Here is a 25,553-nt window from a genome sequence, read left to right as displayed (position 1 = left end):
GTTTATGTATAGATGTTCAAAGTTTGTGAATGAGGTCATTTTTTTTCGAACGAAAAAAGGGATGACCCAGGCGGATTTCTGGGCGAAATTTGGTGTCACCCAGAGTTCAGGAAGTCGAATTGAAAAGACGGGGCGGATGCTTGTTCCGTTGTACATGCTGCTGCGCTTGTACTGCGCAGGGGTTATTGCAGACGATGATCTTGAGTTGGAGTTCGAGCGTATGGGCAAGTCTGCCTCGGACAGGTTCGGCTGACTCCCAAGCCAGGCGAGTACTGCTGGGTTATTTGAGTTTTTTCTTGCGTGTCTGGCGAACGGCCAAGTGTTCGAAAATAAACGACGCGGTGCCGAACACTGCAATTATTGAAAGCACGAGCATGCCGAGAGTTGAGCTTTCCACGGTGATTTCCTGCTTAGATTTGAGTTGACGATCACGCTAGGGCCTCGGCTTCCTGGCTTCAATAGACCCGACGCAAACCTTACGGCGCCGGGCCCATTGTTACGCGCTCTTTACGCGCAACGGCCGCTACGGCGCATTGCGGCTGTGACGGTAGTCGCTGACCGCTTCATACACCGCCTTTCGCAACCGGTTGATGCCGCCGATGGGGCGGTGTGCTTCCACACCGAACCAAGGGTTGAACGGCTGGTTATCGCAGGCCAGGTTCTGCGCCGGCGTGTCGAAATCCTGGGCAGGAATCCTGACCTTGGCCACGGTTTCATACGGCGCATCGCTTTCTTTCCATTCGATGCTGGTGTCTTCGATGGGCATGAACTTTTGCGGGTTCTGCCGTTGGATCTGCAGCACGAAACAGGCCGCTACGCGGTCGGTGGACAGTTGCTGATTGAGGGCGCTGCGCAGGAAGTTCGGCAGGGCCTGGTTCTGTTTAGGCAGTACGTATTCCGGGCAGCTTTGCGGGTCGGGCGCGACGCGAAACTTGGCGTTGGCCGCGCCAAACTTGTAGGGCGACACTGAAAAGTAAGTCGTCTGCGTCGGGCTGGCCGGTGCGGGCGCCAGCGTTGCCAGGGCGATAAACAGGTGGCGCACTTGCCAACTGCGCGGGTCGAGCTTGGGAAAGAACGCCAGGACCTTCTTGCCATCCGCTTGCGCGCCGATGTTCTGCGCGTATTCGGCGACATCGCTGACAAAGAAATTCGGGTGGCTGAACATCACGAAATCCTGCTCGGTGCGGGCTTGCTGGTCGGCCATCAGTTGCTTGCCCGGCACATCCAATAGCTTGATCGCCATGCCGCGGGCATCGCGGATGCTGTCGAATTGTGGGTAGGCGTTGCCGTTGGACAGGCGCATCGTCGCCTGCCAGACCTTGCCCGGCTCTGCGAACACGCCCTGGCGCAAGGCCGGGTCGAGATCCGCCAGAACGCTGACCTCGGCTTTCACGCAACCATGGGCCTTGGCATGGGCATCGCGCAGGTAGCGAGTGCCTTCGCGGTGCTGGTCAACGATGCGTACGGCGGTCTGGATGATGCCTTGGGTCATCGCTGCTTCACCCGGCGGGATCTGTTCATCCGCTGACACCGGGCCACTGTGCTGCCAGGCGAACCATATGGTCGCCAGTAGCCACCCCAACAGCCCAACGCCCACCAGCCACAACAGGGTCTTGCCGAGAAAAGCGCCGAGGCGCAGCCAGAGACGAGCGAGCATGGAACGTTCCTTGTTTTGTGATCGAATAATCATGGCAGTTGGTGCTCCAGCGGGCCGCCCAGTACTTTGAGGTACTCGAGCAGCGCCCAGCGCTCCTGGGGCAGCAAGCCACGGCCAATGACGCCATTGCCCCGCGCGCCTGCGCGGAATTCGTGGCCGCTGTTGTGATTGCCGGTGATTCGGGTATCGAACAGGAAGGCATTCTTGAACGAGGCGGTTTCAAAACCCAGATGGTGTGGATCGTAGTTGAACGTGCCTTTATAGAAGGTGGTGCTGCGTTCGTCCTGGGGCGAAAGCAGTTGGTAGATCGTCGGCACCGAACCGTTGTGCAGGAACGGCGGGGTAGCCCATACGCCTGCCAGTGGTCGCGCTTTATAGGCGCGTAATTCGCGCACGCCAATCGGCAGGCCGAACCCGTCCAGGCTCGGGCGCTCGGCCGGGGTCACGCCGGCAGCGCGGTAGGCATGTTCTTCGACAAAGGCGGTGACGTAGGCCAGCCCCTGGGCCACGGACATTTTTTTCAGATCCAGTGGCGCGGTGGGCGCAGGGTGTAGTTCAACATTGAGTTGGGCCAGTTCGGCCGGGTCCCATTGCAGGGCGCTGAGGTCATAACGCTGGTCGGCAATGTTGCTGGCGGTGCCGGGGTCGGTGCCGATGTAGTCCACCGGCAGCATTTTCAACTGCTGCACCGGGCGGCCATTTTCCTCGGTGACCGCGGGTATATGGCAGCCAGCACAGTTTTCGGCGAAGAGTGCGCGGCCTTGGGCGGCGAGGGGTTTGTCGATGGCGCCGAACAAGTCCTCCGGCCAGGTTGGCGGCTTGAGGCGTTGCAGGGTTTCTTCGATCAGGTGCAGGTCCCGCACGCGTACGCTGGACGGGTAGCGAGCGTCGCCCTGGAGCGGTTGGCCGGCACTGTCGAAGAAGGCCAGGGTTGCGCCTACACCAAGGGCTTCACCGATATTGCGCGCCATGGGCTGCTGAGCCGAGCCATTCCACTGCACCCAGTCGAATGTCCAGATATCCCACAACTGCGGGTAGTCCACTGGGGCATTGGCGACACGATAATTGTCGGGGGAAATAGCGTCGCCAAAGCTGGCATTGGCGATGCGCCCGAAGGCGTCAGTACGACCGGGGCCTTCTTCGGTGGGATAGAGGCCGCGATGGGTATCATTCCAGGCGACTTTGAGGAACTGGTTCAGCGATTGTTTGAAGTCCTGGCGCAGCTGATTGTGCTGGGTATCGTACTGATCACCCAGGACTTTGCGGGCGAAGCGCTCGAACTTCCACGGGTTGTAATACGTAGCGGCAAGGCTGGCGACCAGGGCTTGGCCAAAACTGCCGCCCCGCAAGGTGGGTACGCTGGAGGGCAGCACGTGTTGCGCCGAGCCACCGTCGATACGCAGGGCCTGGCCCTTGAAGTGCAATTGACCGGTGTGGCAGGCCGCACAGGTGATGTCCAGGTATTGAACCTGGCTGTCGGCGTTCTGGTGTCGGGCAAAACCTACCGGCAGGTTGCCAGGGTTTTGCGGGGTGGGCACTTGCTTGGGGTCGACCAGAAAACCAAAGCGCGCCAGGTACTCCGGCGCGGCAAAGCGTTGCTCGGAGAACGGCAGCTCCAGGGCCGTGAACCAATCGTAGTGCAGGCCCTTTACCTGGGTGCCCTGGGGCGTGAAGTAGTAGGTCTGACGGTCAGCGGCACTCCATTGATCCTGGTAGTGCACCTGCTTTACTGGCACGTAGTCGGGTAGCTTGGGGTTGACGGTGTAATAGAGCACCACGGCCAGAATCAGGCCCAGGGCGATCAGTATCAGGAGTAAAACACGGGAAAAAGTGCGCAAGATAACTATCCTTGTCGAATTGTCGCGTTGTTATGCCACTGCGCCACAGGTGCGGCAAGTAGCGATGAGCCTGCTGGCAGGCGGTCCCGCGATCCGTCGCGGTGCCCCATGATAAATGGAAATGCTTTTAAACACGTGAACTTATCAGAAGTTTCCTGCTCACATGCCGGTAGCCATTGGTCGTGGCCGCCTGATAAGCTCGCGACTTTATTCGAATGCCCTTTTGGCGCATGAACAAGGAAATAGCATGAAACAGCATCGGTTGGCGGCGGCGGTGGCCCTGGTTAGCCTGGTACTTGCGGGTTGTGATTCGCAGACCAGCGTAGAGCTGAAAACCCCGGCGCAAAAAGCTTCCTACGGCATCGGCCTGAACATGGGCAAGAGCCTTGCCCAAGAAGGCATGGATGACCTGGACTCCAAAGCGGTAGCCCAAGGCATCGAAGATGCTGTCGGCAAGAAAGAGCAGAAGCTCAAAGATGACGAGCTGGTTGAAGCCTTCGCCGCGCTGCAAAAGCGTGCTGAAGAGCGCATGACCAAAATGAGCGAAGAGTCGGCAGCTGCCGGCAAGAAATTCCTCGAAGACAACGCCAAGAAAGACGGCGTCGTCACCACCGCTTCCGGTCTGCAGTACAAGATCGTGAAGAAGGCCGACGGCGCCCAGCCCAAGCCAACCGACGTGGTGACTGTGCACTACACCGGCAAGCTCACCAACGGCACCACCTTTGATAGCTCCGTGGATCGCGGCAGCCCGATTGACCTGCCGGTCAGCGGCGTGATCCCGGGTTGGGTCGAAGGCCTGCAACTGATGCACGTTGGCGAGAAGGTCGAGCTGTACATCCCGTCCGACCTGGCCTACGGCGCCCAGAGCCCGAGCCCGGCGATTCCAGCCAACTCCGTGCTGGTATTCGACCTGGAACTGCTGGGCATCAAGGACCCAGCCAAGGCAGAAGCTGCTGACGCACCTGCTGCACCAGCCGCCAAGAAGTAATCGGCGCCTGAACACACAACGCCCCGTCTCGACGGGGCGTTGTTGTTTCTGGGTAAATCCGATAGAACCCGCAGCATTGCGCGCAGTCTGATGTAAGACTCGAGCACGGGTAGCCGCACATACAGGCCAAGTCAATGAAATCTTGGGTTTTTTTTATGTGCGCAAAAAACGCCCGATCTGACTGTAAGCCTTATAGACCGTGGCTTTCAGCTGATAAAACAGGCTCTGTTCACAAGGTTATCCACAATTTGTGTGGATAACCTTTTACCTCGCCTGGAACTGGAGTGCCTGATGAAACCACCCTTCAACTTCACCCGTTTTCTGCCCATGGCCGCGCGTCTGCTGGGCCGTGGACGTTTGCCGACCTTGCTGTTTGCCGTTGCGGCCAAAGGCTCAAGCCAGGGCAATCGCCTGGGCCAGCTCAAGGATGATCTCAAATTGCTCCAAGCCCTTTGCCTGGCTTACTGGCGCGGCGAATACCGAGCGATCAGCCCCAAGGCGTTGATCTCGGTGGTGGCGGGGTTGATGTACTTTCTGAGCCCGATTGACGCGATCCCGGACTTCATCCCGATGTTCGGCATGTTCGACGACATCGCGGTGCTGGCATGGGTCATGAAGACCCTGAGCGGCGAACTGAGCGCCTTTCGCGCCTGGCGGGATGCGCAACGCCCGGAAAAACTCGCGGTGGTTGAGCGCCTCCCTGCAACGCCTGAGCTGCTGGCCCAGGAAAACCCACAAAAAAACTAATGATGCCGGGGATCCCCCAGCGACCTTCGCGGCTGTTAGGATTACACTTCTAAGGAAAGAACTTACTTAGTAAGTGTTTTTATCCTACGGGGCAGTCATGGATATTCAGATCATTTCGCGCGATGGCGCACCCGAATATGCGGTGTTGCCATGGGACCAGTACCAGGCACTGCTAAGAGCTGCCGGTCAGCAGCCACCTACACCCGCTTCTTCTCCTGCCGCCTCTGCCGCCATCGACCAGGACCTGCGCCCGCTCGCAGACCTGCGCGGCCTGCGTGAAGCCAAGGGCCTGGCTATCGAGACCCTGGCACGCACGGTGGGGATCAGCCCCTCGTACCTTGGTTTGATTGAAAGTGGTGAACGCCAGCCGGATGCCGCCATTCGCCGCAGCCTGGCCTGGGAATTGGGCGTGGCAGGTTGGAGGGATGAGTCTTGAGCCTACGTATCAGCCGTCAACACTGGGATGGGTTGCTCAACGAATTGGATCAGGCGCGTCGCCAGCGCCATTTGTTGACGTACCGGGCGCTGCTTGAGCGCCTGCAATTTCCGACGCCAGCCATGCAAACCCTGGCGGCTGCCCTGGAGCACCTGGCGGCGCTGGATGCCAAGGCCGAGCAGCCGCTGCGCAGTTCCCTGGTGATCAGCCAGGGTGCCAGCCGCCTGCCACGTACCGGGTTCTTTGAGTGTGTGGAGCGTCTCGGGCGCTTCAGTGGACCCTCCGATGGCGTGGCGGCTGCGTCCTGGCACGCTTCGGAAGTGGTGCGGGTGTTCGAGTACGAATACCCGGAGTCCGCCGAGGCTTAAAGCGCTGCTGAGTACATGTCCAGGCTGTCGATCACATGGATGCTGTAGCCGGCCACGTCCTTGGCATGGTGCTTGGCTTGCGAGGCCAGTTCTGCCAACTGGCTGGCATCGAGTTGCGCACAGGCCTGTGGATACAGATGCACCACACCGATAGACAGCGATAGCAAGGCGAACTCCTGGCGCACGCCCTGACGGTTGAGTGACACGAAGCAACCAGCATCCACGTGCTCGGCGCGGTAAAAGCGTCGGCATTGGGTATGGAAGTCGTCCAGCAACTGGTTGAGCCGCTTGCGCCAATCCTGCGGGCCCAGCACCAGCAAAAAGTCATCGCCGCCAATATGCCCGACAAAGTCGCGGCTGGGGTCTACCTGGTCGTTCAGGCATTGCGCCAGGCACAGCAGCACTTCATCCCCACGCCCGTAGCCGTAGATATCGTTGAACGGCTTGAAACTGTCGATATCCACATAACAGATCAGCGACTCGCGCTGTTGCTGCAACAGCCGAGCCAGGCATTGCTGGATCGGTACGTTGCCTGGCAGCAAAGTCAGCGGGTTGGCGTAGCGCGCCTGCTGGATTTTCAGTTCGGTGATCAGCTTGAGCACGTCGATCACCCGGCCCAGGCCCAGATAGTCACCGTTCAACGTGATGATGAAATCTTCTTCGATGCGCTGCCGTGCGCGGCTGGTCAATAAACGGCTGACCTGTTGCAAGGACTGGCTCAACTCCACCGCCAGGAAATCATCGCTCATCAATCGGCTGATCGGTTTGCGCGCAAACAAGTCGGTCGCGAACGGCTTGAGCAGCGCGTCCGACAGCGAGTGTCGGTGCACAATTCCAATCGGGCGACCGCCGCCATCCAGCACCGCCAGTGAATTGAGATTGGCCTGGTGATGGAACGCTTCCAGCACTTGAGCCGTGGCGGTGTCTTGATCCACCGCTGGCTGTTCGTTCAGCAGGGCGCTGAGGTCACTGCCTTCATCGCTGAGGGCAGTCGTGGTGTTATCCGGCTTGGGCAACATCAGGCGCGCTTCCTGCGGTGTGCAAACTGCCTTGAGCCAGGATTGAGCCCAATGCATCCAGCGGTTCGGTCACGGTCATGGCGATCTCGATCGAAAAAAAAGGACCGCAGGCGTTAAGCCTGCGGTCCTTTCATTTCACGACAGAATGATGTCTATATGATGACACTGCGTGGAGCGGTCACATTAAATTGCCATCATTTACTGCTTGGCCACCTGCTTGGTGATCTTCAGGTAGTCGAGGAGGATCCGGCCAGTCTCGGCCAAGTAGGCATCATCTTCCGGTTTGGTTTTATCCGCTTCGGTCGGCAAGGCATCTTCATCTTCTTTCTTCAGCTCTTTGAGCGGATCTTCACCCTTGGCTTTGCGGCGAGTGTTTTCCAGCACCAATTGCTGATTCTCGATGCTGGAGTGCTGTGCACGGCGATCCGCTTCGTTGAGGCTGACGGTTTTCTCTTCCATCAGCTTCTTGGCCAGGGCCAGCTTGTCGCGGATAAACACGAACTCGGCATCCTTGGCAGAGCGGGTGTCGTGGTCTGCCTTCAACTGCGTCAGGAACGGCTTGAACGGATCCGACGCCGGCTTGATCGCAGGGCGGATGGTGTCCCATGGCATGGCTTCAGGCAGTGCGCTTTCGCCGATTTCCTTGGTGTCGATAATCGACGGGAAATCGATATCCGGCAGCACGCCCTGATGCTGGGTGCTCTGCCCGGAAACCCGGTAGAACTTGGCCAGCGTCAGTTTCAGCTCGCCATGGTTCAGCGGCTGAATGGTCTGCACGGTGCCCTTGCCGAAAGTCTGGCCGCCGATGATCAGCGCACGGTGATAGTCCTGCATGGCGCCGGCGAAAATCTCTGAAGCCGAGGCCGAGAGACGGTTGACCAGCAACGCCATCGGCCCCTTGTAGAAGGCGCCCGGGTTCTCGTCTTCCAACACGTCGACACGCCCATCAGCATTGCGGACCAACACGGTTGGGCCTTTGTCGATAAACAGGCTGGTCAGCTCGGTGGCTTCTTGCAGGGAGCCGCCGCCGTTGTTGCGCAGGTCGATGACCACGCCGTCGACTTTTTCTTTCTGCAGTTCCGTCAGGATCTTCTTCACGTCGCGGGTGGTGGACTTGTAGTCCGGGTCACCGGCACGGAACGCCTTGAAGTCCAGGTAGAAGGCCGGGATCTCAATCACGCCCAGCTTGTAGTCCTTGCCATCCTGCTTGAGGTTGAGGACTTTCTTCTGCACCGCCTGGTCTTCGAGCTTCACCGCTTCACGGGTGATTGACACGATCTTGCTGGTCTGGTCGTTCGGTGCGTTGGTGTGCGGAATCACTTCCAGGCGCACCACGCTGCCTTTGGGGCCACGGATCAGCTTGACCACTTCGTCCAGGCGCCAGCCGACCACATCGACCATCTCTTTGTCGGCCTGGGCCACGCCAATGATCTTGTCTGCCGGGGCGACCTGCTTGGTCTTGTCCGCCGGACCTGCCGGTACCAAACGTACGATCTTGACCTGGTCATTGTCGCTTTGCAGGACGGCACCAATGCCTTCCAGGGACAGACTCATGTTGATATCAAAGTTTTCCGCGTTATCCGGCGACAGATAATTGGTATGCGGGTCGTAGGACATCGCGAAGGTGTTGATGTAGGCCTGGAAGATATCTTCGGCACGGGTCTGGTCCAGGCGCGCCAACTGATTTTTGTAGCGCTTGGTCAACAGTTCCTGAATGGCCTTGGGCTCTTTGCCGGCGATCTTCAAGCGCAGCACTTCGTCCTTGACGCGTTTGCGCCACAGGTCGTCCAGCGCTGCCGTGCTGGTCAGCCAAGGGGCATCCTTGCGATCCACCAGAAGGGTTTCCTTCTGGGTGAAGTCGAGCTTGTCGATACCTTTGTTCAGCTCACCCAGGGCGAAGTCCAGACGCGCTTTGACGCGGTCCAGGTAACGCTTGTAGATGGTGAAGCCGGGCTGCAGGTCGCCGCCTTTGAGGAAGTCGTCGAACTGCGTCTTCCACTTGTCGAACTCAGCGATATCGCTGGCCAGGAAGTAGCTGCGCGACGGATCCAGCAGCTTGAGGTAGCTGTCGTAGATGATTACTGAGCGAGCGTCGTCCAGCGGCGGCTTGCTGTAGTGATGGCGCTTGAGCAACTCGACAACGTTAAGGCTGGCGATCACCTCATCGCGATCAGGCTGAAGGTTGTCCCAGCTATTGGCTGCGAACGTATTGGTCGACATCGACGCGAAGCCGAGACCAATGAAAAAAGCGAGGGCGGTGCTGGGGAACAGATGCTTCATGCTGATTCGACGCGGGGGCAATTGATAACGCATATTAGGCCGTCTTTGAGGGAGCCGGTTCCATATGGTCCGGTCGCATAATGCAAAAAGCCCGACGCTACTGCTACGGGCTCAGTCCAGACTCACTATGGAGGCACTGTGAAAGCATTGCAAGGCGTTGAGGGGCATGTGGAGGGTTAGAAGAACCCAGTCCTACATTCGATGTAGTCCATATTGCCAACAGCCTGACCGAATCCTGGATTGAAATGCAGTCAGTGTGGAGCTGGCTTGCCTGCGATAGCGGTGCACCAGATGAAGAATTCTTCACTGTTGCACCGCTATCGCAGGCAGGCCAGCTCCCACAGGTTGATCTCTATTGATTCAGGTCCAGTGGTGGATCGGCCAGCCGGCCTGTTCGGCGTGGGCGCGCAACACCGGGTCCGGGTTCACCACCTGCGGGTGGTCGACCTTGAGCAATAGCGGCAAGTCATTGCGCGAATCCGAGTAGAAATACGCCCCCTCCAGCGTTTCTCCTTCCTGCTCCAGCCATTCCAGCAGGCGCGTGATCTTGCCTTCACGATAGGTCAGCACGCCTACGGTCTTGCCGCTGTACACGCCGTGGCCGACGTCCAGGTTAATCCCCAACACTTCTTCAATACCGATACGCGCCGCAATCGGCGTGACCAGGTGAGTGCCCGAGGCGGAAATCACTAGGATCCGGTCGCCATTCGCACGGTGGCGGGCGATGGTCTTGGTGGCGTCGCTATAGATCAGCGGCTCGATCACGTCCTCAACCCACGGCTCCACCAGATGCTCGATTTCTTCGGGGGTGCGGCCGATCATCGGCTCCAGGCTGAAGTCCATGAAGTCTTCCATGCGCAACTCGCCTCGGCTGTAGGCGTCCATCAATTCGTTGTTCCTGCGCATGAACGACTCAGGGTCTACCCAGCCCAGGCGGCCCATCTGTTCGCTCCACAGGGTGGCGCAGTCGCCGTGGATCAGGGTGTCGTCCAGATCAAAAATTACCAATGCCATCCGTCATGTTCTCTCTCAATAGGTCGCTGCCTGTCAGGCTACTTCACACAGGGCGCTGGGGTCGATGGAAAGTGCCAGGCGCTGGCCGTCCGGGTGCAGGTCGTCGGCCGAGCGATTGAGTACGTCGACCACCAATTCCACGCCACGGGCTTCGATGCGGTAGCGAATCACGTTACCCAGCAAGCTGTGGCTGCGCACCAGCGCATCGAGCTCGCCGCTGCGGCTCAACTCGATGGCCTCGGGGCGAATGGCAATGCGCCCCTTGATTGGCCGTTGCAACAACTGGCTGGCCTTGTCGGCATCGAGCAGGTTGTAGTTGCCGATAAAACCGGCGGCAAACACATCCACCGGGGCGGTATAGAGGGTTTCGGCATCGCCGCTCTGCACGATCTTGCCCTGGTTCATCAAAAAGATGCGGTCGGACATGGTCAGGGCTTCTTCCTGGTCATGGGTCACGAAAATCGTGGTCAGCCCCAGTTCGCGCTGGATCTGGCGGATCTGTTCGCGCAAGTGCTTGCGAATACGTGCATCCAATGCCGACAGCGGTTCATCGAGCAACAGCAGGCGTGGGCGGGTCACCAGGGAGCGGGCGAGGGCGACGCGCTGGCACTGGCCGCCGGACATCTGGTGCGGATAGCGGCCGGCCAGTTCCGTTAGCTCAACTAATTGCAGCACTTCCTGCACGCGCTTGTGGCTGTCGTCGGCGTTGACCTTTTGCATGCGCAGGCCGAACGCGACGTTCTGCTCCACGGTCATGTTGGGGAACAGCGCGTAGCTCTGGAACACCATGCCGATCTGACGTTTCTGCGGGCTCAGGGGCACGATGTCCTGCCCATCCAGCAGGATTGTGCCGCTGTCTACCGAGGTTAACCCCGCGATGCAACGCAGCAGGGTGGACTTGCCGCAACCGGACGGGCCGAGCAGGGTGACGAACTCGCCCTTGGCGATTTCACAGTTGATATCGCTGAACACTGGCGTGCCGGTGTAGCTTTTTTGCAGATGTTGGACGCTGACGAAGCTCATTGGCTTTTGTCCTTGTTCAAGATATTGGCGGCCCAGGTCAGCACCAGCACAAAGAAGAAATAGGAGATCACAACGGCACTGGTGAAGTGGCCGCTGCTGTTGCGCATGTTGTTGAGGTACACCTGCAGGGTCTCGTAGCGCGTGCCGACGAGGATGTTGGCGAACACGAACTCACCGAACAGGAACGAGAACGACAACAGCAATGCCACCATCAGGCCTTTGCGCAGGTTAGGCAGCACCACCAGGATCGCCGCTTGCCAGGTGCTGGCGCCGAGCAGTTGCGAGGCGTCCATCAGGTCGCGCAGGTTGATGGCTTGCAGGTTGTTGGTGATCGCCCGGTACATGAACGGCAGCGCCACGGTGAAGTAGCAGCCGATCAGAATCCACGGCGTACCCACCATCGCCAACGGCCCGGAACCGTACAGTTGCAGCAAACCGACTGAAGACACCACCGGCGGCACCGCGAAGGGCAGCAGAATCAGAATGTTCATCAGCGCATCAAGCTTGGGAAAGTGGTAATGCACCACGAACAGCAGCGGCAAAATCAATACCACCGAAAGGATCAACGCGCCCACACACACCAGCAACGATTGCCCGAACGCCATCAGAAAGCGCGGGTCGCTCCACAGCTGTACGTACCATTTCACGCTGAATCCGGCGGGCAGGATAGTCGCCGACCAACTGCTGGAGATCGAGTAGACAAAGGTGCCGATCAGCGGCAGTACCAGAATAAGGAACAGCAGGTACACCACTACCCGATGGTAGAGGGAGGCCGGGCCGGCATCAGCGCGAGACATGGTAGCTCCTCTTGAGCAGCAGTTGATGGACCACGGTGACCACCGTCATCAGCGCCACCAGTACCACGGCCAGGGCGCTGGCCATGTTCGGGTCCAGCGACACATCACCAGAGACCAGCCCCGCGATGCGGATCGGCAGCACGTTGAAGTTGCCGGTGGTCAGGGCGTAGACCGTGGCGTAGGCGCCAAGGGCGTTGGCCAACAGGATTACGAAAGTGCCAAGCAGGGCAGGGGTGAGCACCGGCAAGCCGATATGTCGCCAGAACTGCCAGCCATTGGCGCCGAGCAGCGCAGCCGACTCACGCCAGTCTTCGCGCAATGCATCAAAGGCCGGGTAGAGCAACAGCACACCAAGAGGAATCTGGAAGTAGGTGTAGAGGATGATCAAGCCGGTCTTGGAGTACAGGTTGAAGTCCTGAATGATCCCGGCCTGCTTGAGCATGATGGTGATGCTGCCGTTGAAGCCCAGCAGGATGATGAACGCGAAGGCCAGGGGCACGCCGGAGAAGTTGCTGGTCATGTTGGCAAAGGCCGTGACGAAGTTGCGCAGCGGCGAATCCACCCGGCGCAACGAATAACTGCCCAAGGTGGCGATGACGATGCCGAAGATGCTGGAGTAGAAACTGATCTCCAGGCTGAACTGAATCGCCTGCCGGTAGAACTTCGAACTGAAGATCCGTGTGAAGTTTTCCAGGCCCCAACCGGCCTCTTCGGTTTGCAGGCTGTTGATCAGCACCCATACCAGCGGCGCGATCTCGAACACGATAAAGAACAGTGCGAAGGGCACCAGGCACAGCAGGGCCAGCCATTTGCCGCGGGTCATCGAATTCACTTGAGCAACTCCCGGCACACCGGTTTGTCGTGCGGCACGCCAAGCAGCTCGCAGACGGTACCGCACAGATCGGTTTGTTTCGGCGCGGCGTCAGCATCCAGGCTGAAGGCGTCACCGAGGACAAACAGCGGCACTTCGCGCTCTTGCGGCAATAGGCCGTTGTGAGAGCGGTCGTTGTTCATGCCGTGGTCGGCCGTGACCAGCACCTGGTAGCCGGCGTCGAGCCAGCCTTGCAGGTAGTCGGCCAGGATAATGTCGGCCGAACGGGCGCTGTTGCGGTATTGCGCGGTGTCGAGGCCATGCTTGTGGCCGGCATCGTCGATATTCATCGGATGCACCAGCAAAAAGTTGGGCGCGTGCTTGAGCCGCAGGCTCTCGGCATCGGCGAACAGATGGGAATCCGGATAGTGGTCAGTCCAGTAGAAATGCCCGTGCTGGATCGCCAGTGCCTTGTTGTCGGTGTGACGATCGCGGGCGGCGAGAAAGGGCGTGCGGTTATACAACTCGCTGACCCAGTGGTAAGCCGCCGCAGCGGTGCTCAAGCCGGCGTCGGTGGCGTAATTGAAAATGCTGCGCTGGTTGGACAGGCGCGAGACGTTGTTATGGACAATGCCGCTGTCAATCGGTGGCACGCCGGTGAGGATGCATTCATACAACGGGCGGGACAGGGCGGGCAGTTCGCATTCCAGTTTGTAGAGGGCTGCGCGTCCTGCGCCGACGTAGGCCTGCAAGTGTCCCATGGCGTGCTGGGCGACCTCGAAGTTCAGGCCGTCGAGCACGACAAGGATGACAGTGTGCTTCATGGGGGCTGGGGCTCCGCGACAGATGGGCAGATATCGTTTTTTCGGTTGAAACCGGATCAAATGTGGGAGCTGGCTTGCCTGCGATGGCGGTGTATCAGTGGACACCAATGTTGAATGTCAGACCGCTATCGCAGGCAAGCCAGCTCCCACACTGACCGCACTTCGATCAGAGAGACCGATTACTTCATCTCTACGATGACCTGCTCGTTCCACATCTGCGGAAGCTTCTTGGACGTCGCTTCCCAGGCATCGGCATCTTTGATCGGCTGCGGGTTGGCCTTGGTGTATTGCTCGCCCGGGATCAGGTTCTTGGCGATATCGGCCGGCAGCTTCAGGTCGGTTTCTGCACGGATCGGACGCGCATTGCCCTTGGCCAGGTTGAGTTGGCCTGCATCGCTGAAGATGTATTCGCGGGTCAGCTTGGCGGCGTTCGGGTGCTTGGCGTATTTGTTGATGATGGTGGTGTAGCCCGATTTCACCGAGCCATCCGATGGAATCAGCACCACGTAGTCATCCGGGTTGGCCATCTTGGCTTTGTAGCTCAGGCCGTTGAAGTCCCAGACAATGCCAACTTCGACTTCGCCTTTTTCCATGGTGGCGATGGTCGGGTTGGACAGTGAGAGGCGACCTTGCTGGGCGATCCTGGTGAAAAACTGCAGGCCCGGTGCGATGTTTTTCTCGTCGCCCTTGTTGGCGATAGCGGCGGCGAGTACCGCATTGGAGGCTTGGGCTGCGGTGCTTACATCACCCACCGACACCTTGTATTTGCCGGTTTGCAGGTCGGCCCAACTGGTCGGGACTTCGGAGCCGTGCAGCAGTTTTTTGTTGACGATAAACGCGATGGTGCCGGTATAGGCCAGGGCCCAGTGACCGTCCTTGTCTTTTGCCCAATCCGGAACCTGCGCCCAGGTGGAGGGTTTGTATGGCTGGGTGACTTCCTGCTTCACCGCGATCGGGCCGAAGGCTGCGCCCACGTCACCGATATCGGCACTGGCGTTGTCTTTTTCGGCTTTGAACTTGGCGATTTCCTGGGCCGAACTCATGTCGGTGTCGATGTGCTTGAGGCCGTAGGTCTTGGCCAGGTCTTCCCAGGTGCCTTTCCAGTTGGCCCAATCATCGGGCATGCCGACGCTGTTGACGGCGCCTTCCGCCTTGGCGGCGGCTTCCAGTGTTTTTAGATCGGTATCAGCGGCCATGGCGGCGGTGCACATGGCAATGGTCGAGCCTAACAGTGATGCCAGGAAAAGCTGTTTCATCCGAAGCTCCTTTGGGCGTTTTACACGCGGCGTCTTATACGAACGTTGGCGAGGGTGTGGTCTAGGTCAGCAATACCTGAGCCAATTTAGGCCCGATGGATGACAGTTTCATGTCGATGTCGTTTTTGAAGCACGGGTGTCGCTCAGCTCAGACTTAGCGTAGACCATGCCCAACAGCCCGCAGGCCCTGGACTTGGCCGATGTATTGCAGGGTGTGGTGCAGGCGGTGGATACCGGCTGTCATCTGTCGGTCATCTGTAATGCCTAGGCTGGCTCGCAGCAGCAAAAGCCCAGATAGAGCGCGATTTGTGCACCTGAACGGTGCTGGTCTAGTCCAGATAGGTAAAGTTGATGCGGGATGAGGCAATCAAGGCGGTAACTTCCATCGGCCTGGCGCTGCAGGAGCAGATTGACCACGGCCTGTTGCCGCCAGCCAGCAAATTGCCCGCCGAGCGCAAGCTCAGCGAGTTGTTTGGTACCACCCGCATTACCGTGCGGGAAGCCTTGTTACAACTGGAGGCCCAAGGACAGATTTATCGCGAAGAGCGCCGGGGCTGGTTCGTCTCGCCACCGCGGCTGGCCTATAACCTGATGCAGCGCAGCCACTTTCACGCGATGGTCAGCGACCAGGGGCGTGAGGCTTCCACGCAGGTCATTTCCGCACGCTTGCAACCGGCGTCGGCGGCGGTGTGCGCGTGGTTGCAGTTGCCGGCGTTGTCGAGCGTGATCCAGATTTGCCGGGGCCGCAGGATTGACGGACGCCTGGTGTTGTACGTGGAGCACTACCTGAACCCGCAGTATTTTCCGGGGATCCTGGCGTGTGATTTGAATCAGTCGATGACTGAGCTGTATGCCAGCAAATATGACTTGCACTACGGGCGGGTGCGTTTCGAGATTGTGCCGACCTCACTGCCGGTGGAAGCGGCCGCTGCGCTGCGCGTCTCGGTGGGCAGCCCGGGCTTGCGCATCGCCCGGGTCAACTATGACCAGCACCAGCGTTTGATCGACTGCGACCTGGAGTTCTGGCGCCATGATGCGATTCATGTGGGGGTAGACGTTATGGCGTCAGCGCCTTGATCACCTGATCCACATTGGTTTGCAACTCTGTCACCGGTTCGGCGCCGTCCACATTCAACACCAGCAGTGTGGAGCCACCTGCAGTGACAGCTGCTTTTACCACTTCACTCGGCTGACGATGGTGCAACACCACCGCCACTTCGTTGTCCTTGAGCTGCGCACTGAGTTTTTGCAGCGCTTCAGGCGTCCAGTCTGCGTCTGGGCGAGCATCGGTGCTGACCAGTTCCAGGTTCAAGCTGCTGATCAAATAGGCAAAGTGATCGCTCAAGCTGACCACACTCAGGTTATCGGCCTTGGCCAGGCGCGCCTCGCTGTCGGCGGTGAGCTTGAGCAAACGCTGTTTGAGCGCGGCCAGGTTAGCGTCGATCTTGGGTTTGACAGCCGGCGCCAGGCGGCTCAGGTCGGCGGCCAATACATCGGCCATACGGCCCAGATTGTTGCTCGATTGCCAGGGTTGGCTGTTGAGGCCATCGGTGACACCCGGTTGTACCGCAATGCCCGGCAAGCCACCGTCCACCGGGCGTGCAGCGTCCACTTCAACGATGCGGATATTGCTGCGCCGTGCCACGGGGTACAGCGGATCATCGGCCCACAGCGAGCGCAAGCCGATGGCGGCGTCGGCGTCCTGCGCCAAGGTGTTGAGTGCCGCCGCGCCGCGGCCGGTGAAGTAGGACACCTGCCGCGAGCCAGGTAGGTTGGCTGGCGCGGCGCGTTCAAGTTGCACGTCGGTATCCTTGAGCAGCACTTCGGCCAAACCGTAGGTAATGGGCAGCGAGGCCAGCACCTTGACCGGTTTTACCGACTTGGCCTTGGTCAGCGCGGCATGGCCGAGGCCGTGATTGGCCTTGAATTCCTTCGGGTCAAAACCATCAACGGCAGCCAGTGCCGATGTACTGATCAAGCAAGCGATGGCCAGGGCCATTGGGCGAAAGACAGGGCGCATTATCCAAGATTCCCTTTGAGGCTGGGCACGGTGCCGCGAGCGATGGCGGCGAAGGCGAAGGCGATACCGGCAACCAGAATGATTGCAGCGCCGGACGGGATCGGCAGGTCGAAGATGATCGGCAGCAGGATGCCGCACAGGGTACTCACAGTGGCGATCAGCACCGAGACCCAGAAAAAGCCCTTGAGCGATTGACTCAACAGGCGCGCCGCGGCGGCAGGGATCACCAGCAGCGCACCGACCAGGATCGCGCCGATCACCTTGACCGCAGCCACGGTGATCAGCGTCACCAGGATTACGAACAGGTAGTCCAACGTCTTCACCGCCACACCGCGCACCGCCGCCAGTTGCGGGTTGAAGCTGGCGAGCATGATGCGGTTGTACAGCGGCAATGCCAGGGCCATGACCAGCGAACCGACGATTGCCAGTACCAGCAAGTCATTGCCGTTGACCGTCAGTACCGAGCCAAACAAAACGTTTTCGAGGATATGCACGTTGATCTTGCCGGCCAGGATCAGCAGCAGGCTGGCGCCCAGCGCCAGCGACACCGACAGGAACACGCCGATCAAGGTATCCGGCGCCAGGCCGGTACGATTGCGCAGATAGTTGAGCAGGATGCCGAACAGCAGGCAGTAGCCGAACAGGCTGCCATAGGGCCCGGTGTAGGGTTCGCCCAGCAGGATGCCCACGGCCACGCCGGTCAGCGCAGCATGGCCGACCGCTTCGGAGAAAAACGCAAAGCGCTTGACCACCACCAGCGTGCCCAGGCCGCCCAGCACCGGGCCGATCAGCAAGCCAGCGAGCAGGGCGTTGACCACAAACCCGTAGGCCAGGGCTTCCGGCAGGTAACCGGAAGACGCCCAGCCCTGGACCATCAAGCGAAAGGCTTCATAACTCATTGTGCCGGGCTCCGCGGGTGAGTGGAGAACAGGGTCAGCAGGCGGTCCGGGGTCAGCGCCTCTTTTGGCGTGGCGTCGAACAGCACGCGACGGTTCAGGCCGGTGACACGGTCAGCCAGGCGGCCGACGGCTTCCAGGTCGTGCTCGATCCACAGCACGGTGATCCCGGCCAGGCGCCAATCATTGAGCAGCCGTTCGAACACCTGGATGCCGGCTTCATCAAGGGCCGACATGGGTTCGTCCAGCACCAGCAATTGCGGTGCAGGGATCAGGCCCTGGGCCAGCAGCACGCGCTGGCGTTCACCGCCGGACAACGCGCCCATGCGACGCTTGCGTTTGTCGTGCATGCCGACGCGCTCAAGTGCGTCACCGATCGCCGCTGCGTAATGCCGGGACAGGCCAAGGAACGCAGGCCGCCGTTGGCACATGGCAGCCATGAAATCGTCGACGGTCATCGGCAGGCCGCGGTCGAACTCCAGCGCCTGAGGCACGTAGCCAATGGTGCCGGGCGCGGCCGGCCACTCCAGGCTTAAACGGCCCTGGTGGGGCGTTTGGCCGAGCAGGGTCTTGATCAGCGAGCTTTTGCCGCCGCCATTCGGACCGACCAGCGCATGGATGCTGCCTGGCTGTACCTGGAAACTCACGTCGTCGAGGATCACGGTGCGCCCCAGGGTCAGCGAGACCTGGTCGAAGTTCAGGGTCGGGCCGACGCTGACGGCGTTCAGTTGTTGGGCGGCGGTCATGCCCCTGACTCCTGGATTGCGCGGACCACAGTGTTGAGGTTACCGGTCATTTCCACTTCGTATTTTTCAGCGCTGTAGTCGCCATAGGAAATATGCGACAGCGGGTACAGCTTGACCCCGGATTCACGCTGGATGGTCTCGACGTAGGTGGACGGGAAATCCATCTCCGAAAAGATCACCTTCACATCCAGGGCGCGCAGTTCATCGATGGTTTTCTTCAACTGGCTGGGGCTTGGCTCGATACCGTGGGCCGGTTCTACCACTGCGGTGACTTCCAGGCCGAACTCGCGCAACAGATAGTCGTAGGCTGCGTGCACCGTGGCAACGCGCAGGTCCGGGTTGGGGGCGCTGGTCAACTTGGCCAGGGCGTCGGCGCGCATCTGGCGCAGGCGCTTGCCATAGGTGCGGGCGTTCTGGGTGTAGGTTTTGGCGTTGTCCGGGTCGAGCTTGCCCAACTCGCGGGCGATGTTGTTGACCTGGGCAATCGATGCACTGATCGACAGGAAGGTGTGCGGGTTGACCACCTTGCCCGCACCGCGCGCGGCATTGCCGGTGGCCGCCAGCAGCGGCACGTTGGCGTTGGCCTCGATCACCTTGATGTCCGGGCGCTCGCTGGTGGCGATCATGCGGTCGGCGAAGTCGTCATGGCCAACCCCATTGAGCACGATCACGTCCAGAGTGCCGATGCGCTTGATGTCGTCGGCGCGGGGCTCGTAGGCGTGTGGATTGAAGCCGGCCGGGATCAGCGGTACCACTTCAGCCTTGTCGCCGACGATATTGGCCACGTAGCTGTAGTAGGGGTGGAGGGTGATGCCGATACGCAGGCGTTTAGCTGCTTCGGCATTCGCCAGGGGAGCGAGCAGCAGGCTGAGAAAGCTGACCAGTAACAGGCGCAACAGGGGCGATGAAATAGACATGGGCAATCGGTCTTCTCGTTCAGTGACGATGCTGGCGGGTCACGCCGGCATCGAATTGCGCAACCACTTGCTGCCAGCCGGCTGCGATCAGTGCCTGGTCAGTGAGGTCGGAGGGGGCGGCAAGATTGACGCTGCGGTTGAGCCAGATATCCGGCTCGTCGCCCTGCACGCGCATCAGCAGCGAGCCGCTGGTGGCCGGTGCCTGGCTCAAGCCCAGGTAGGCGGCCGAGGGGAGTAACTGCCAGCGATGGCCACCACGGCTGACCGAGCTGGCATCCTGGGCAAAGGGGGCGAAGCCTTCGTCGGCCAGTTGCTCAGGTGTCGGCAGGGCGCTTTGCTCCTGCTGCAACAAGTGGATTTCATCCAGAGTCACCCGCAGGTCGGCGTAGATGCCTTGCTCGGCGGCGCTCAGGTCACGGCGGGCGTCCAACTGGTGGCTTGGCACCGCCGCAATTTCCTGGGTTTCACCGTGCAGCGCCACGACCGTGCCCGCCACCGCCAGGATGATCAGGCACAGCAGCAGCACATAGAGCGTTTCATGGCCGGCACCGGCGGGGCGTACAACCTGTGTAGTACTCATTGCGCCTGGATATCCGCTTGGTCGATTTCCACCACGTGGCCGGGGCCTGCATCAAACAGCACATAGAACTCGGCTGCGGGCTTCTTGAAGGTCAGGGTCGAATCTTCACCGAGCTTGCCGGGCACCAGGATGGTTTCGTCGTAGCCGATCACATCCAGCGTCACGCCGGGTGCGCCACTGCCGTCGGAAAAGCCGCCTTTGCACTGGATCTGCTCGCCGGGGATTTCCTTGCATTCGCACATCGGGTTGTGGGCAAAGGCGGTGGTACTCAAGCCGGCGCACAGTAACAGTGCGGCGCGGGTCAGGCGCTTGAACGTCATGGTTTGACTCCTTGCTTGTTCAGCCAGGCGATGGTGGCAGGCGAAGCCTGGTTCAGCGGGATGGAACCCTGGTGCATGCTGCCGTCCCAGCCTTCCATGGTCACCCAGACTTCGGCGTCCACTGGTGTGCGTTCTGGCACCGGCAGGGCGGCGCCCATACGGTATGGCGTACCGAAGAAGATCACCCCGGCGGCCCGCAGGCTGCGGGGTTTACCGATACGCAGGTAGGTGGCCTTGACTTCGTTGGCGCAGGTGTCACACAGGGCGGCGTTGAAGAATTTCATCGGCCCGGCCGGGTTCGGGCTCGGGCCTTCATTGCGGAACTCGGCCAGGGTCAGGCTCCAGGGTCCGACTTGCACTTGCCCGGCTACGCGCTCGCCGATGCCGGCATCCCCGCGAAACAGCGCGGCGTCGGCGAAGTACTTGGGCATGAACCCCAGCGGTATCAGCAACAGCAGAACATTGATGTGAAAACGCCATTTCAGCCAGAAGGCGCGCAGGGGGGATGGCGGTACGGTCGCGACCTTGCTCATCGCTGTGCCTCCGAGGTTTTGGCGTGCATGGCCGGGATAGAAGCGGGCTGACGTTGCGTCTTGGCTTCGCGCTTGAGGGCATTGAGGGTGGCCAGGGCCGTGCGCTTGGTCCAGATCAGCAAGCCGCTCAATACCATCATGCTCAGCACCAGGCCGAAGAAGGCCCAGATCAACTTGATCCACAAACCGCCGAAGTCACCTGTGTGCAGCGGGCGCATCGACTCGGTGACGAACTCCAGGGGGGTGCGGTCGGACAACAGGTTCGAGACAGCAATTTCACCGTCATAGGGGTTCAGTTGCGCGGTCTGGAACATCAACGGGTACCAGCCGCGCCCGCCGATTTGCAGGTGGCTGTACGCGTTGCTTGGCATGAACACAAAGCTGGCGTCCAGCCCCGGGATTTTTTCGGCGGCGATGTCGATGGCCTTATCGATAGGGATCATCGGTGCCGGGACGCCCGACGCCGACAATGGCACCTTTTCACGGGCAATCACCGGCACGATGGGCTCACTGGAAATGGATATCTGGTTGTCGCTCAAGGCCGCCTCGATCAGGAACCAGGTGCCGGTGATTGAAATGACCGCGATAAACCAGATGGACCAGATGCCGCTCAGGCGGTGAAAGTCGCCCCAGAAGATCCGCGCACCGTGTCGGATACGCAGGGTAGGGCGCAGGAAACCTTTCCAGAAGCGTTTGTACACCACCAGCCCGGTGATCAGCGAGGCAAGCAGTGGCAAGCCCAGCGCGGATACCAGGTACCAGCCCCAGCTGTACCCATTGGTGAACGGCACCAGCCACCAGCCATGCAGCGCGCGGGTAAATTGCTGGAAGTTGAACGAGGGGCTGATGCCCTGGATCGCTCCGGTATAGGGGTTGGCGTAGACGTCCACCGAGCGCCCATCCGGGTAGCTGAGGCCGACGCTCAGGGCGAAGTGCGACTCATCCGGGCGAATGATGGACTGGACGATTGCCTTGGGCTCATCGCGCTTGATGGCCGCGATCACCTGGTCAAAGCTCAGTGGCTGGGCGTCATCCGACGGCTTGCTCGCACGGATATCCGGGTTGGCCAGCCACACGATTTCCTGGCTCACCACGGCCAGGGTGCCGGTGACACAGACGATCAGTACAAAGAACCAGATGGGCAACGCCAGCCAGCTATGTACGAGAAACCAGAGTTTGGAGCGTGACTTCTTCGACATATGAATGAGGGTCTTGAGCGAAGGGGGCAATGAAAGCCCGGAAAAGGCCAGTCGTAGCTTTTGCTGACGCGACGGGCTGTATCTAAATTAAGACGAATGAGAATGAGAAATCCCTAAGGCGCATATGAAAGAAAATGTTTCAGGTTCACATTCAGGCCGCATTTGAGAGCTGATCGAACACGCAATACACCAGCCTGCAAGCGTTCAGCGGCTTGCGTGAGGCCGGGCCTGACCTCCAGGGACGTGATCATGCCGCTGGGTGATTTCGTCATCAGCCATGCATTTGAGCGCCACTGCCTCGCGCCCAACCCCTGGCTCAGCGGAAGTGCGGCTACGTAGTTATATAAGTAGAAATAACGCTCTCTATAACAGCGGCGCGCGTTGCTTTCAGTATTATTTGTTTTTCAAATAGCTTGGCTTGAACGAAAGCCCCCCCCTTGTCATTAAAGGGTGTTGGCGCGGGGGCAGGTTAATTCCAGACAAATTACAAGTTTATTGTATTGACACATTGGCGGGTATCGGCTTTAGTGGGTGCGGACTTGGAAGTCGAAATATTATAAAAAGGAAGTTGATTGCATGACCGTGCTAGTCGTTTATTCGCGCCATCACGTGGCGAACTGTTTTATCTCTCTGGTGCCGGTGATCAAATTAGTTACTTGATCGTGGTCTGTCGCCTGCCCGTCGGTTGTCATTGTTGCGAATAATACTTTTCCTGCGCTGGAAAAGTACGCGTCCCTATGCCTTAACAGAGAGTTCAAACTCATGTCGATTTTTGATCAAGCCATGCATCGTTCAGTTCAGTGGCAAGACTGGCGTTGGCAGCAGAAGAATGCCATCCGCGATGAACCTGCACTGCGCAATGCCTGCGGTGGATGGGGCGAGGCCACAACGGCGCATATCGAGCACAACTTGCAAGATCGCAAGATGCAGATCACGCCTTACTACATTGATTTGATCAAGCGTTCACTCACCACCGGCGAGGTGATGGACCACCCACTGTGGCGCCAGGTAGTACCGTATTGGAGCGAACAGGTGCAGGGCGACTACGACGGCAGTTCCGAAAACTGGGAACTCAATCATGAGATGAAGACGCCCATCTGCCAGCACAAGTACGACAACCGCGTGATCCTGCGCACCACCAACACCTGCAATGCCTATTGCCAGTTCTGTTTCGAGGCGCTGCGCACGCTGCAGGTGGGCACCGACAAAGCTAACGCCAACACCGACTCGTTCAAGGATTCGGTGGAGTACATTCGCGCTAACCCGGCGATTGAAGAGGTGATTCTCAGTGGCGGTGACCCACTGATGCTGGCCGACCGCAAGCTTGAGGAGATGTTGGCCGTATTGCGCGGCATTCGTGATGACCTGCTGATACGCATTCATTCGCGGGCGTTGAGTTTCAACCCGTTTCGCGTGACCGATGAGTTGGTGGCGATGCTGCACAAGTACAAAGTCAATGCATTTGGTGTGCATGTCTGCCACCCGCTTGAACTCAGTGCTGATTTTGCCCTCGCGGTTAAACGGATTCAGGGCGTGGTGCCGATAGTATTCTCTAACATGCCGCTGTTGCGTGGCGTGAATGATGATGAAGCGACGTTGCATAAATTATTCATTGATCTTTATCGTCTGGGCGTAAAGCCCTATTACTTATATCACTTCATGCCGTTTTCACCCGGTGCTTCAGAGTATAAGGCCTCGATCAGCCAAGCCATCGTCATAATGGATCGGCTCAAACGCCGCGTATCCAATATTGCCCTGCCCGAATATGTACTTCCTCACGCACAAGGCAAGTTCACCGTGCCGTTGTTGGACTTTGAAAAACCTGAAGACTTACCGCATTTTGAAGTTCGCGATGGGCAGCGTACTTACCGTTTTCGCAACTGGGAGGGCCAATGGTGCAGTTGGCAGGATGCGGTATGAAACAGGGTGCGATTCTGTTTATTGATGTGGATGACAGCGCTTGCGCTCGCTACCGCTACCGGGAACCGCATTTCACGGTGGCCCGCGCCCACGGCTTGGCGTGTTTGACGGCCGCCGTGGCGGGGCGCAAGCACCTGCAACGACTCAGGGACGACAGTGACGAAGTGTTCCTGCTCGAAACGCTCAGTGAGCAGTCCATCCTGGAGTTGGTCGGACAGTTGGACGGGCGTTATCAGGTGCGGGGGATTTTCTGCCAGGCCGGGCACCCGTCCGCACAAGGGGAGGTGGGCTGTATCGTTGCGCAGGCGTGTCAGCGGTTGGGCTTGGTCTACAGCCACCCAGAGGCGATTGCGGCGTGCAATAACAAGTTCTTGATGCGCCGCGTGTTGAAACAGCATGAGTTGCGTTCGGTACCGTTCGTGCTGTGCAACAACGAACAGGAACTCCAGCAAAGCGCCGAGCGCGTGGGCTATCCACTGATCGCCAAACCGCCCTTTGGCGGGGCTTCGGCGTTTATCAAAAAATGCTCGAACTGGGAGGAGCTACGTAGCCACTATCGGCATTTCGTGAGTGATCATGGCGCCGCCGCTTATGCGGACTTCTACGGCTGTGCGCACGCCCTGCCGCCTGAGGGTGGGCTGCGGCGTGAATACCTGCCAGGGCGCAGCATTCTGTTGGAAGGTTATATTCCTGGCATCGAAGGCAGTGTGGAATGTGTGATTGCCGGCGAGCGTGTCCATCCGCTGCTGATCAATGAAAAACTGCTACTGACCGAGCGCAGCGGCACCGTCCTTGAGAACCTGCTGATTTCCCCGCCGACGTCGTTCAGCCAGGCCCAGTGTGAGCAGATCCGCCAGTACGCGGTGGACTGCCTGCACGCGGTGGGCCTGACCAACGCTGTGGTGCATTTCGAGTTTCGCATGACGGACGCAGGGCCGGTGGTCATCGAGATCAACCCGCGCCTGGGCGGACTGTATGTGAACTCGGCGTTCCGCGACTTGGCCGGTGTCGATCCTTATCAGTTGTACATGGGATTGTTGTTGGGCGAGAAGGGCATCAATGCACAGTTGGAGGCCGGCGCACATAAGATCGCCGAGGCGGGGCAACACTACGCGATGCTGGCGATTTATCCGCAGCACAGTGGCCTTTTCAGGGGCATTGACGGCCTGCAGTTCCTGGACCAACACCGCTCGGTGCTGGAATATGCCCCGCAGGACCCCGGCCACTACATTGACGCGGATATCGAGGAGCATTATTTGCTCAAATGCTGGGCCCAGGTTGGCAATGCCGCCGACGCTCATGCCTTGCACGATGCGTTGCAGCAACACCTGCGCATCCTCATCGATCCACCGGTTGCAGGATAG

At 59.5% G+C, this 25,553-nt stretch carries 25 protein-coding genes and 1 pseudogene; 8 read left to right on the top strand and 18 right to left on the bottom strand.

Features of this window, described 5'->3' with window-relative positions; all coding sequences use genetic code 11:
- Nucleotides 1-4 precede the first annotated feature (4 nt).
- Entirely contained in the window at nt 5-253 is a 249-nt protein-coding gene (locus tag TK42_RS25870) for a helix-turn-helix transcriptional regulator (RefSeq protein ID WP_103735460.1), read from the top strand.
- A 270-nt stretch (nt 254-523) separates the two neighbouring features.
- Here the strand turns inward: TK42_RS25870 and TK42_RS25865 are convergent, their stop codons facing one another.
- Nucleotides 524-1,657 (bottom strand): catalase family protein, encoded by a 1,134-nt coding sequence (locus TK42_RS25865; protein ID WP_371920301.1) that lies wholly within the window; start codon nt 1,655-1,657, stop codon nt 524-526.
- A 29-nt stretch (nt 1,658-1,686) separates the two neighbouring features.
- Nucleotides 1,687-3,495 carry a di-heme-cytochrome C peroxidase gene (locus TK42_RS25860; RefSeq protein WP_103735458.1) on the bottom strand — a complete coding sequence of 603 codons (1,809 nt, stop codon included), beginning with the start codon at nt 3,493-3,495 and terminating at the stop codon, nt 1,687-1,689.
- 247 nt (nt 3,496-3,742) lie between these two features.
- Here TK42_RS25860 and TK42_RS25855 point away from each other — a divergent pair, with 247 nt between their 5' ends.
- The 4 genes from TK42_RS25855 (at nt 3,743) to TK42_RS25840 (ending at nt 6,034) form a co-directional block, all read left to right on the top strand.
- Nucleotides 3,743-4,483: an FKBP-type peptidyl-prolyl cis-trans isomerase gene (locus TK42_RS25855; protein WP_005786709.1), complete on the top strand. Its 741-nt coding sequence runs from the start codon at nt 3,743-3,745 to the stop codon at nt 4,481-4,483.
- Nucleotides 4,484-4,774: 291 nt separating this feature from the next.
- The gene (locus TK42_RS25850) at nt 4,775-5,230 is read left to right on the top strand and encodes a YkvA family protein (RefSeq protein WP_005786711.1); all 456 of its coding nucleotides are present in this window, start codon (nt 4,775-4,777) and stop codon (nt 5,228-5,230) included.
- Nucleotides 5,231-5,327: 97 nt separating this feature from the next.
- Nucleotides 5,328-5,666 (top strand): helix-turn-helix transcriptional regulator, encoded by a 339-nt coding sequence (locus TK42_RS25845; RefSeq protein ID WP_103735457.1) that lies wholly within the window; start codon nt 5,328-5,330, stop codon nt 5,664-5,666.
- Nucleotides 5,663-6,034, top strand: a complete 372-nt coding sequence (locus TK42_RS25840; protein ID WP_005786715.1) for a hypothetical protein — start codon at nt 5,663-5,665, stop codon at nt 6,032-6,034. The genes TK42_RS25845 and TK42_RS25840 overlap by 4 nt, the downstream gene beginning before the upstream one ends.
- Here the strand turns inward: TK42_RS25840 and TK42_RS25835 are convergent.
- The 8 genes and pseudogenes from TK42_RS25835 to TK42_RS25800 all read right to left on the bottom strand — a co-directional run.
- A pseudogene (locus TK42_RS25835) lies at nt 6,031-7,071 on the bottom strand (GGDEF domain-containing protein); the annotation flags it as partial. The gene TK42_RS25840 and the pseudogene TK42_RS25835 overlap by 4 nt on opposite strands.
- Before the next feature lie 180 nt (nt 7,072-7,251).
- The gene (locus tag TK42_RS25830) at nt 7,252-9,333 is read right to left on the bottom strand and encodes a carboxy terminal-processing peptidase (RefSeq protein ID WP_228309648.1); all 2,082 of its coding nucleotides are present in this window, start codon (nt 9,331-9,333) and stop codon (nt 7,252-7,254) included.
- Nucleotides 9,334-9,693: 360 nt separating this feature from the next.
- On the bottom strand, nt 9,694-10,347 hold the full coding sequence (locus TK42_RS25825; RefSeq protein WP_103735456.1) for an HAD family phosphatase: 654 nt from the start codon (nt 10,345-10,347) through the stop codon (nt 9,694-9,696).
- Between the two features lie 33 nt (nt 10,348-10,380).
- Nucleotides 10,381-11,370 (bottom strand): ABC transporter ATP-binding protein, encoded by a 990-nt coding sequence (locus TK42_RS25820; protein WP_032876992.1) that lies wholly within the window; start codon nt 11,368-11,370, stop codon nt 10,381-10,383.
- Entirely contained in the window at nt 11,367-12,167 is an 801-nt protein-coding gene (locus TK42_RS25815; protein ID WP_032876990.1) for an ABC transporter permease, read from the bottom strand. The genes TK42_RS25820 and TK42_RS25815 overlap by 4 nt, the downstream gene beginning before the upstream one ends.
- Complete coding sequence (locus tag TK42_RS25810) at nt 12,154-12,990, bottom strand: ABC transporter permease subunit (RefSeq protein WP_177464543.1); 837 nt, start codon at nt 12,988-12,990, stop codon at nt 12,154-12,156. Before TK42_RS25810 ends, TK42_RS25815 begins: the two co-directional genes overlap by 14 nt.
- Nucleotides 12,991-12,995: 5 nt before the next feature.
- Entirely contained in the window at nt 12,996-13,802 is an 807-nt protein-coding gene (locus TK42_RS25805; protein WP_103735455.1) for an alkaline phosphatase family protein, read from the bottom strand.
- 179 nt (nt 13,803-13,981) lie between these two features.
- Nucleotides 13,982-15,058, bottom strand: a complete 1,077-nt coding sequence (locus TK42_RS25800; protein ID WP_005786727.1) for an ABC transporter substrate-binding protein — start codon at nt 15,056-15,058, stop codon at nt 13,982-13,984.
- A 351-nt stretch (nt 15,059-15,409) separates the two neighbouring features.
- On the opposite strand from TK42_RS25800, the gene TK42_RS25795 reads away from it, so the two are divergent.
- The gene (locus TK42_RS25795; protein ID WP_032876981.1) at nt 15,410-16,135 is read left to right on the top strand and encodes a UTRA domain-containing protein; all 726 of its coding nucleotides are present in this window, start codon (nt 15,410-15,412) and stop codon (nt 16,133-16,135) included.
- On the opposite strand, the gene TK42_RS25790 is transcribed toward TK42_RS25795, so the two are convergent.
- Genes TK42_RS25790 through TK42_RS25755 form a run of 8 tightly spaced genes read right to left on the bottom strand, consistent with a single transcriptional unit; the run spans nt 16,116 to nt 22,269 of the window.
- Nucleotides 16,116-17,078, bottom strand: a complete 963-nt coding sequence (locus TK42_RS25790; protein WP_103735454.1) for a metal ABC transporter solute-binding protein, Zn/Mn family — start codon at nt 17,076-17,078, stop codon at nt 16,116-16,118. The genes TK42_RS25795 and TK42_RS25790 overlap by 20 nt on opposite strands.
- A complete protein-coding gene (locus TK42_RS25785) occupies nt 17,078-17,977 on the bottom strand; it encodes a metal ABC transporter permease (RefSeq protein WP_005786732.1) in 900 nt (299 codons plus the stop codon). Before TK42_RS25785 ends, TK42_RS25790 begins: the two co-directional genes overlap by 1 nt.
- Nucleotides 17,974-18,720 (bottom strand): metal ABC transporter ATP-binding protein, encoded by a 747-nt coding sequence (locus TK42_RS25780; RefSeq protein ID WP_005786733.1) that lies wholly within the window; start codon nt 18,718-18,720, stop codon nt 17,974-17,976. Before TK42_RS25780 ends, TK42_RS25785 begins: the two co-directional genes overlap by 4 nt.
- A complete protein-coding gene (locus TK42_RS25775; protein ID WP_032876974.1) occupies nt 18,717-19,637 on the bottom strand; it encodes a metal ABC transporter substrate-binding protein in 921 nt (306 codons plus the stop codon). Before TK42_RS25775 ends, TK42_RS25780 begins: the two co-directional genes overlap by 4 nt.
- Nucleotides 19,638-19,656: 19 nt before the next feature.
- Entirely contained in the window at nt 19,657-20,217 is a 561-nt protein-coding gene (locus TK42_RS25770) for a DUF6162 family protein (RefSeq protein ID WP_032876971.1), read from the bottom strand.
- Entirely contained in the window at nt 20,214-20,537 is a 324-nt protein-coding gene (locus TK42_RS25765; RefSeq protein WP_005786738.1) for a hypothetical protein, read from the bottom strand. The genes TK42_RS25770 and TK42_RS25765 overlap by 4 nt, the downstream gene beginning before the upstream one ends.
- Entirely contained in the window at nt 20,534-21,070 is a 537-nt protein-coding gene (locus tag TK42_RS25760; protein WP_078820799.1) for a thiamine pyrophosphate-binding protein, read from the bottom strand. The genes TK42_RS25765 and TK42_RS25760 overlap by 4 nt, the downstream gene beginning before the upstream one ends.
- On the bottom strand, nt 21,067-22,269 hold the full coding sequence (locus TK42_RS25755) for a PepSY domain-containing protein (RefSeq protein ID WP_032876963.1): 1,203 nt from the start codon (nt 22,267-22,269) through the stop codon (nt 21,067-21,069). Before TK42_RS25755 ends, TK42_RS25760 begins: the two co-directional genes overlap by 4 nt.
- 783 nt (nt 22,270-23,052) lie before the next feature.
- On the opposite strand from TK42_RS25755, the gene TK42_RS25750 reads away from it, so the two are divergent.
- The gene (locus TK42_RS25750; RefSeq protein ID WP_248128368.1) at nt 23,053-24,189 is read left to right on the top strand and encodes a KamA family radical SAM protein; all 1,137 of its coding nucleotides are present in this window, start codon (nt 23,053-23,055) and stop codon (nt 24,187-24,189) included.
- Nucleotides 24,186-25,553, top strand: coding sequence for an acetyl-CoA carboxylase biotin carboxylase subunit family protein (locus TK42_RS25745; protein WP_103735452.1), 1,368 nt, complete (start codon nt 24,186-24,188; stop codon nt 25,551-25,553). The genes TK42_RS25750 and TK42_RS25745 overlap by 4 nt, the downstream gene beginning before the upstream one ends.

The sequence above is a fragment of the Pseudomonas sp. GZJR-8 genome (assembly GCF_002916705.1).
GTDB lineage: Bacteria > Pseudomonadota > Gammaproteobacteria > Pseudomonadales > Pseudomonadaceae > Aquipseudomonas > Aquipseudomonas synxantha_A.
Note: the sequence above shows the minus strand (reverse complement) of the source record. Positions and strands in the feature narration are given on the sequence as shown.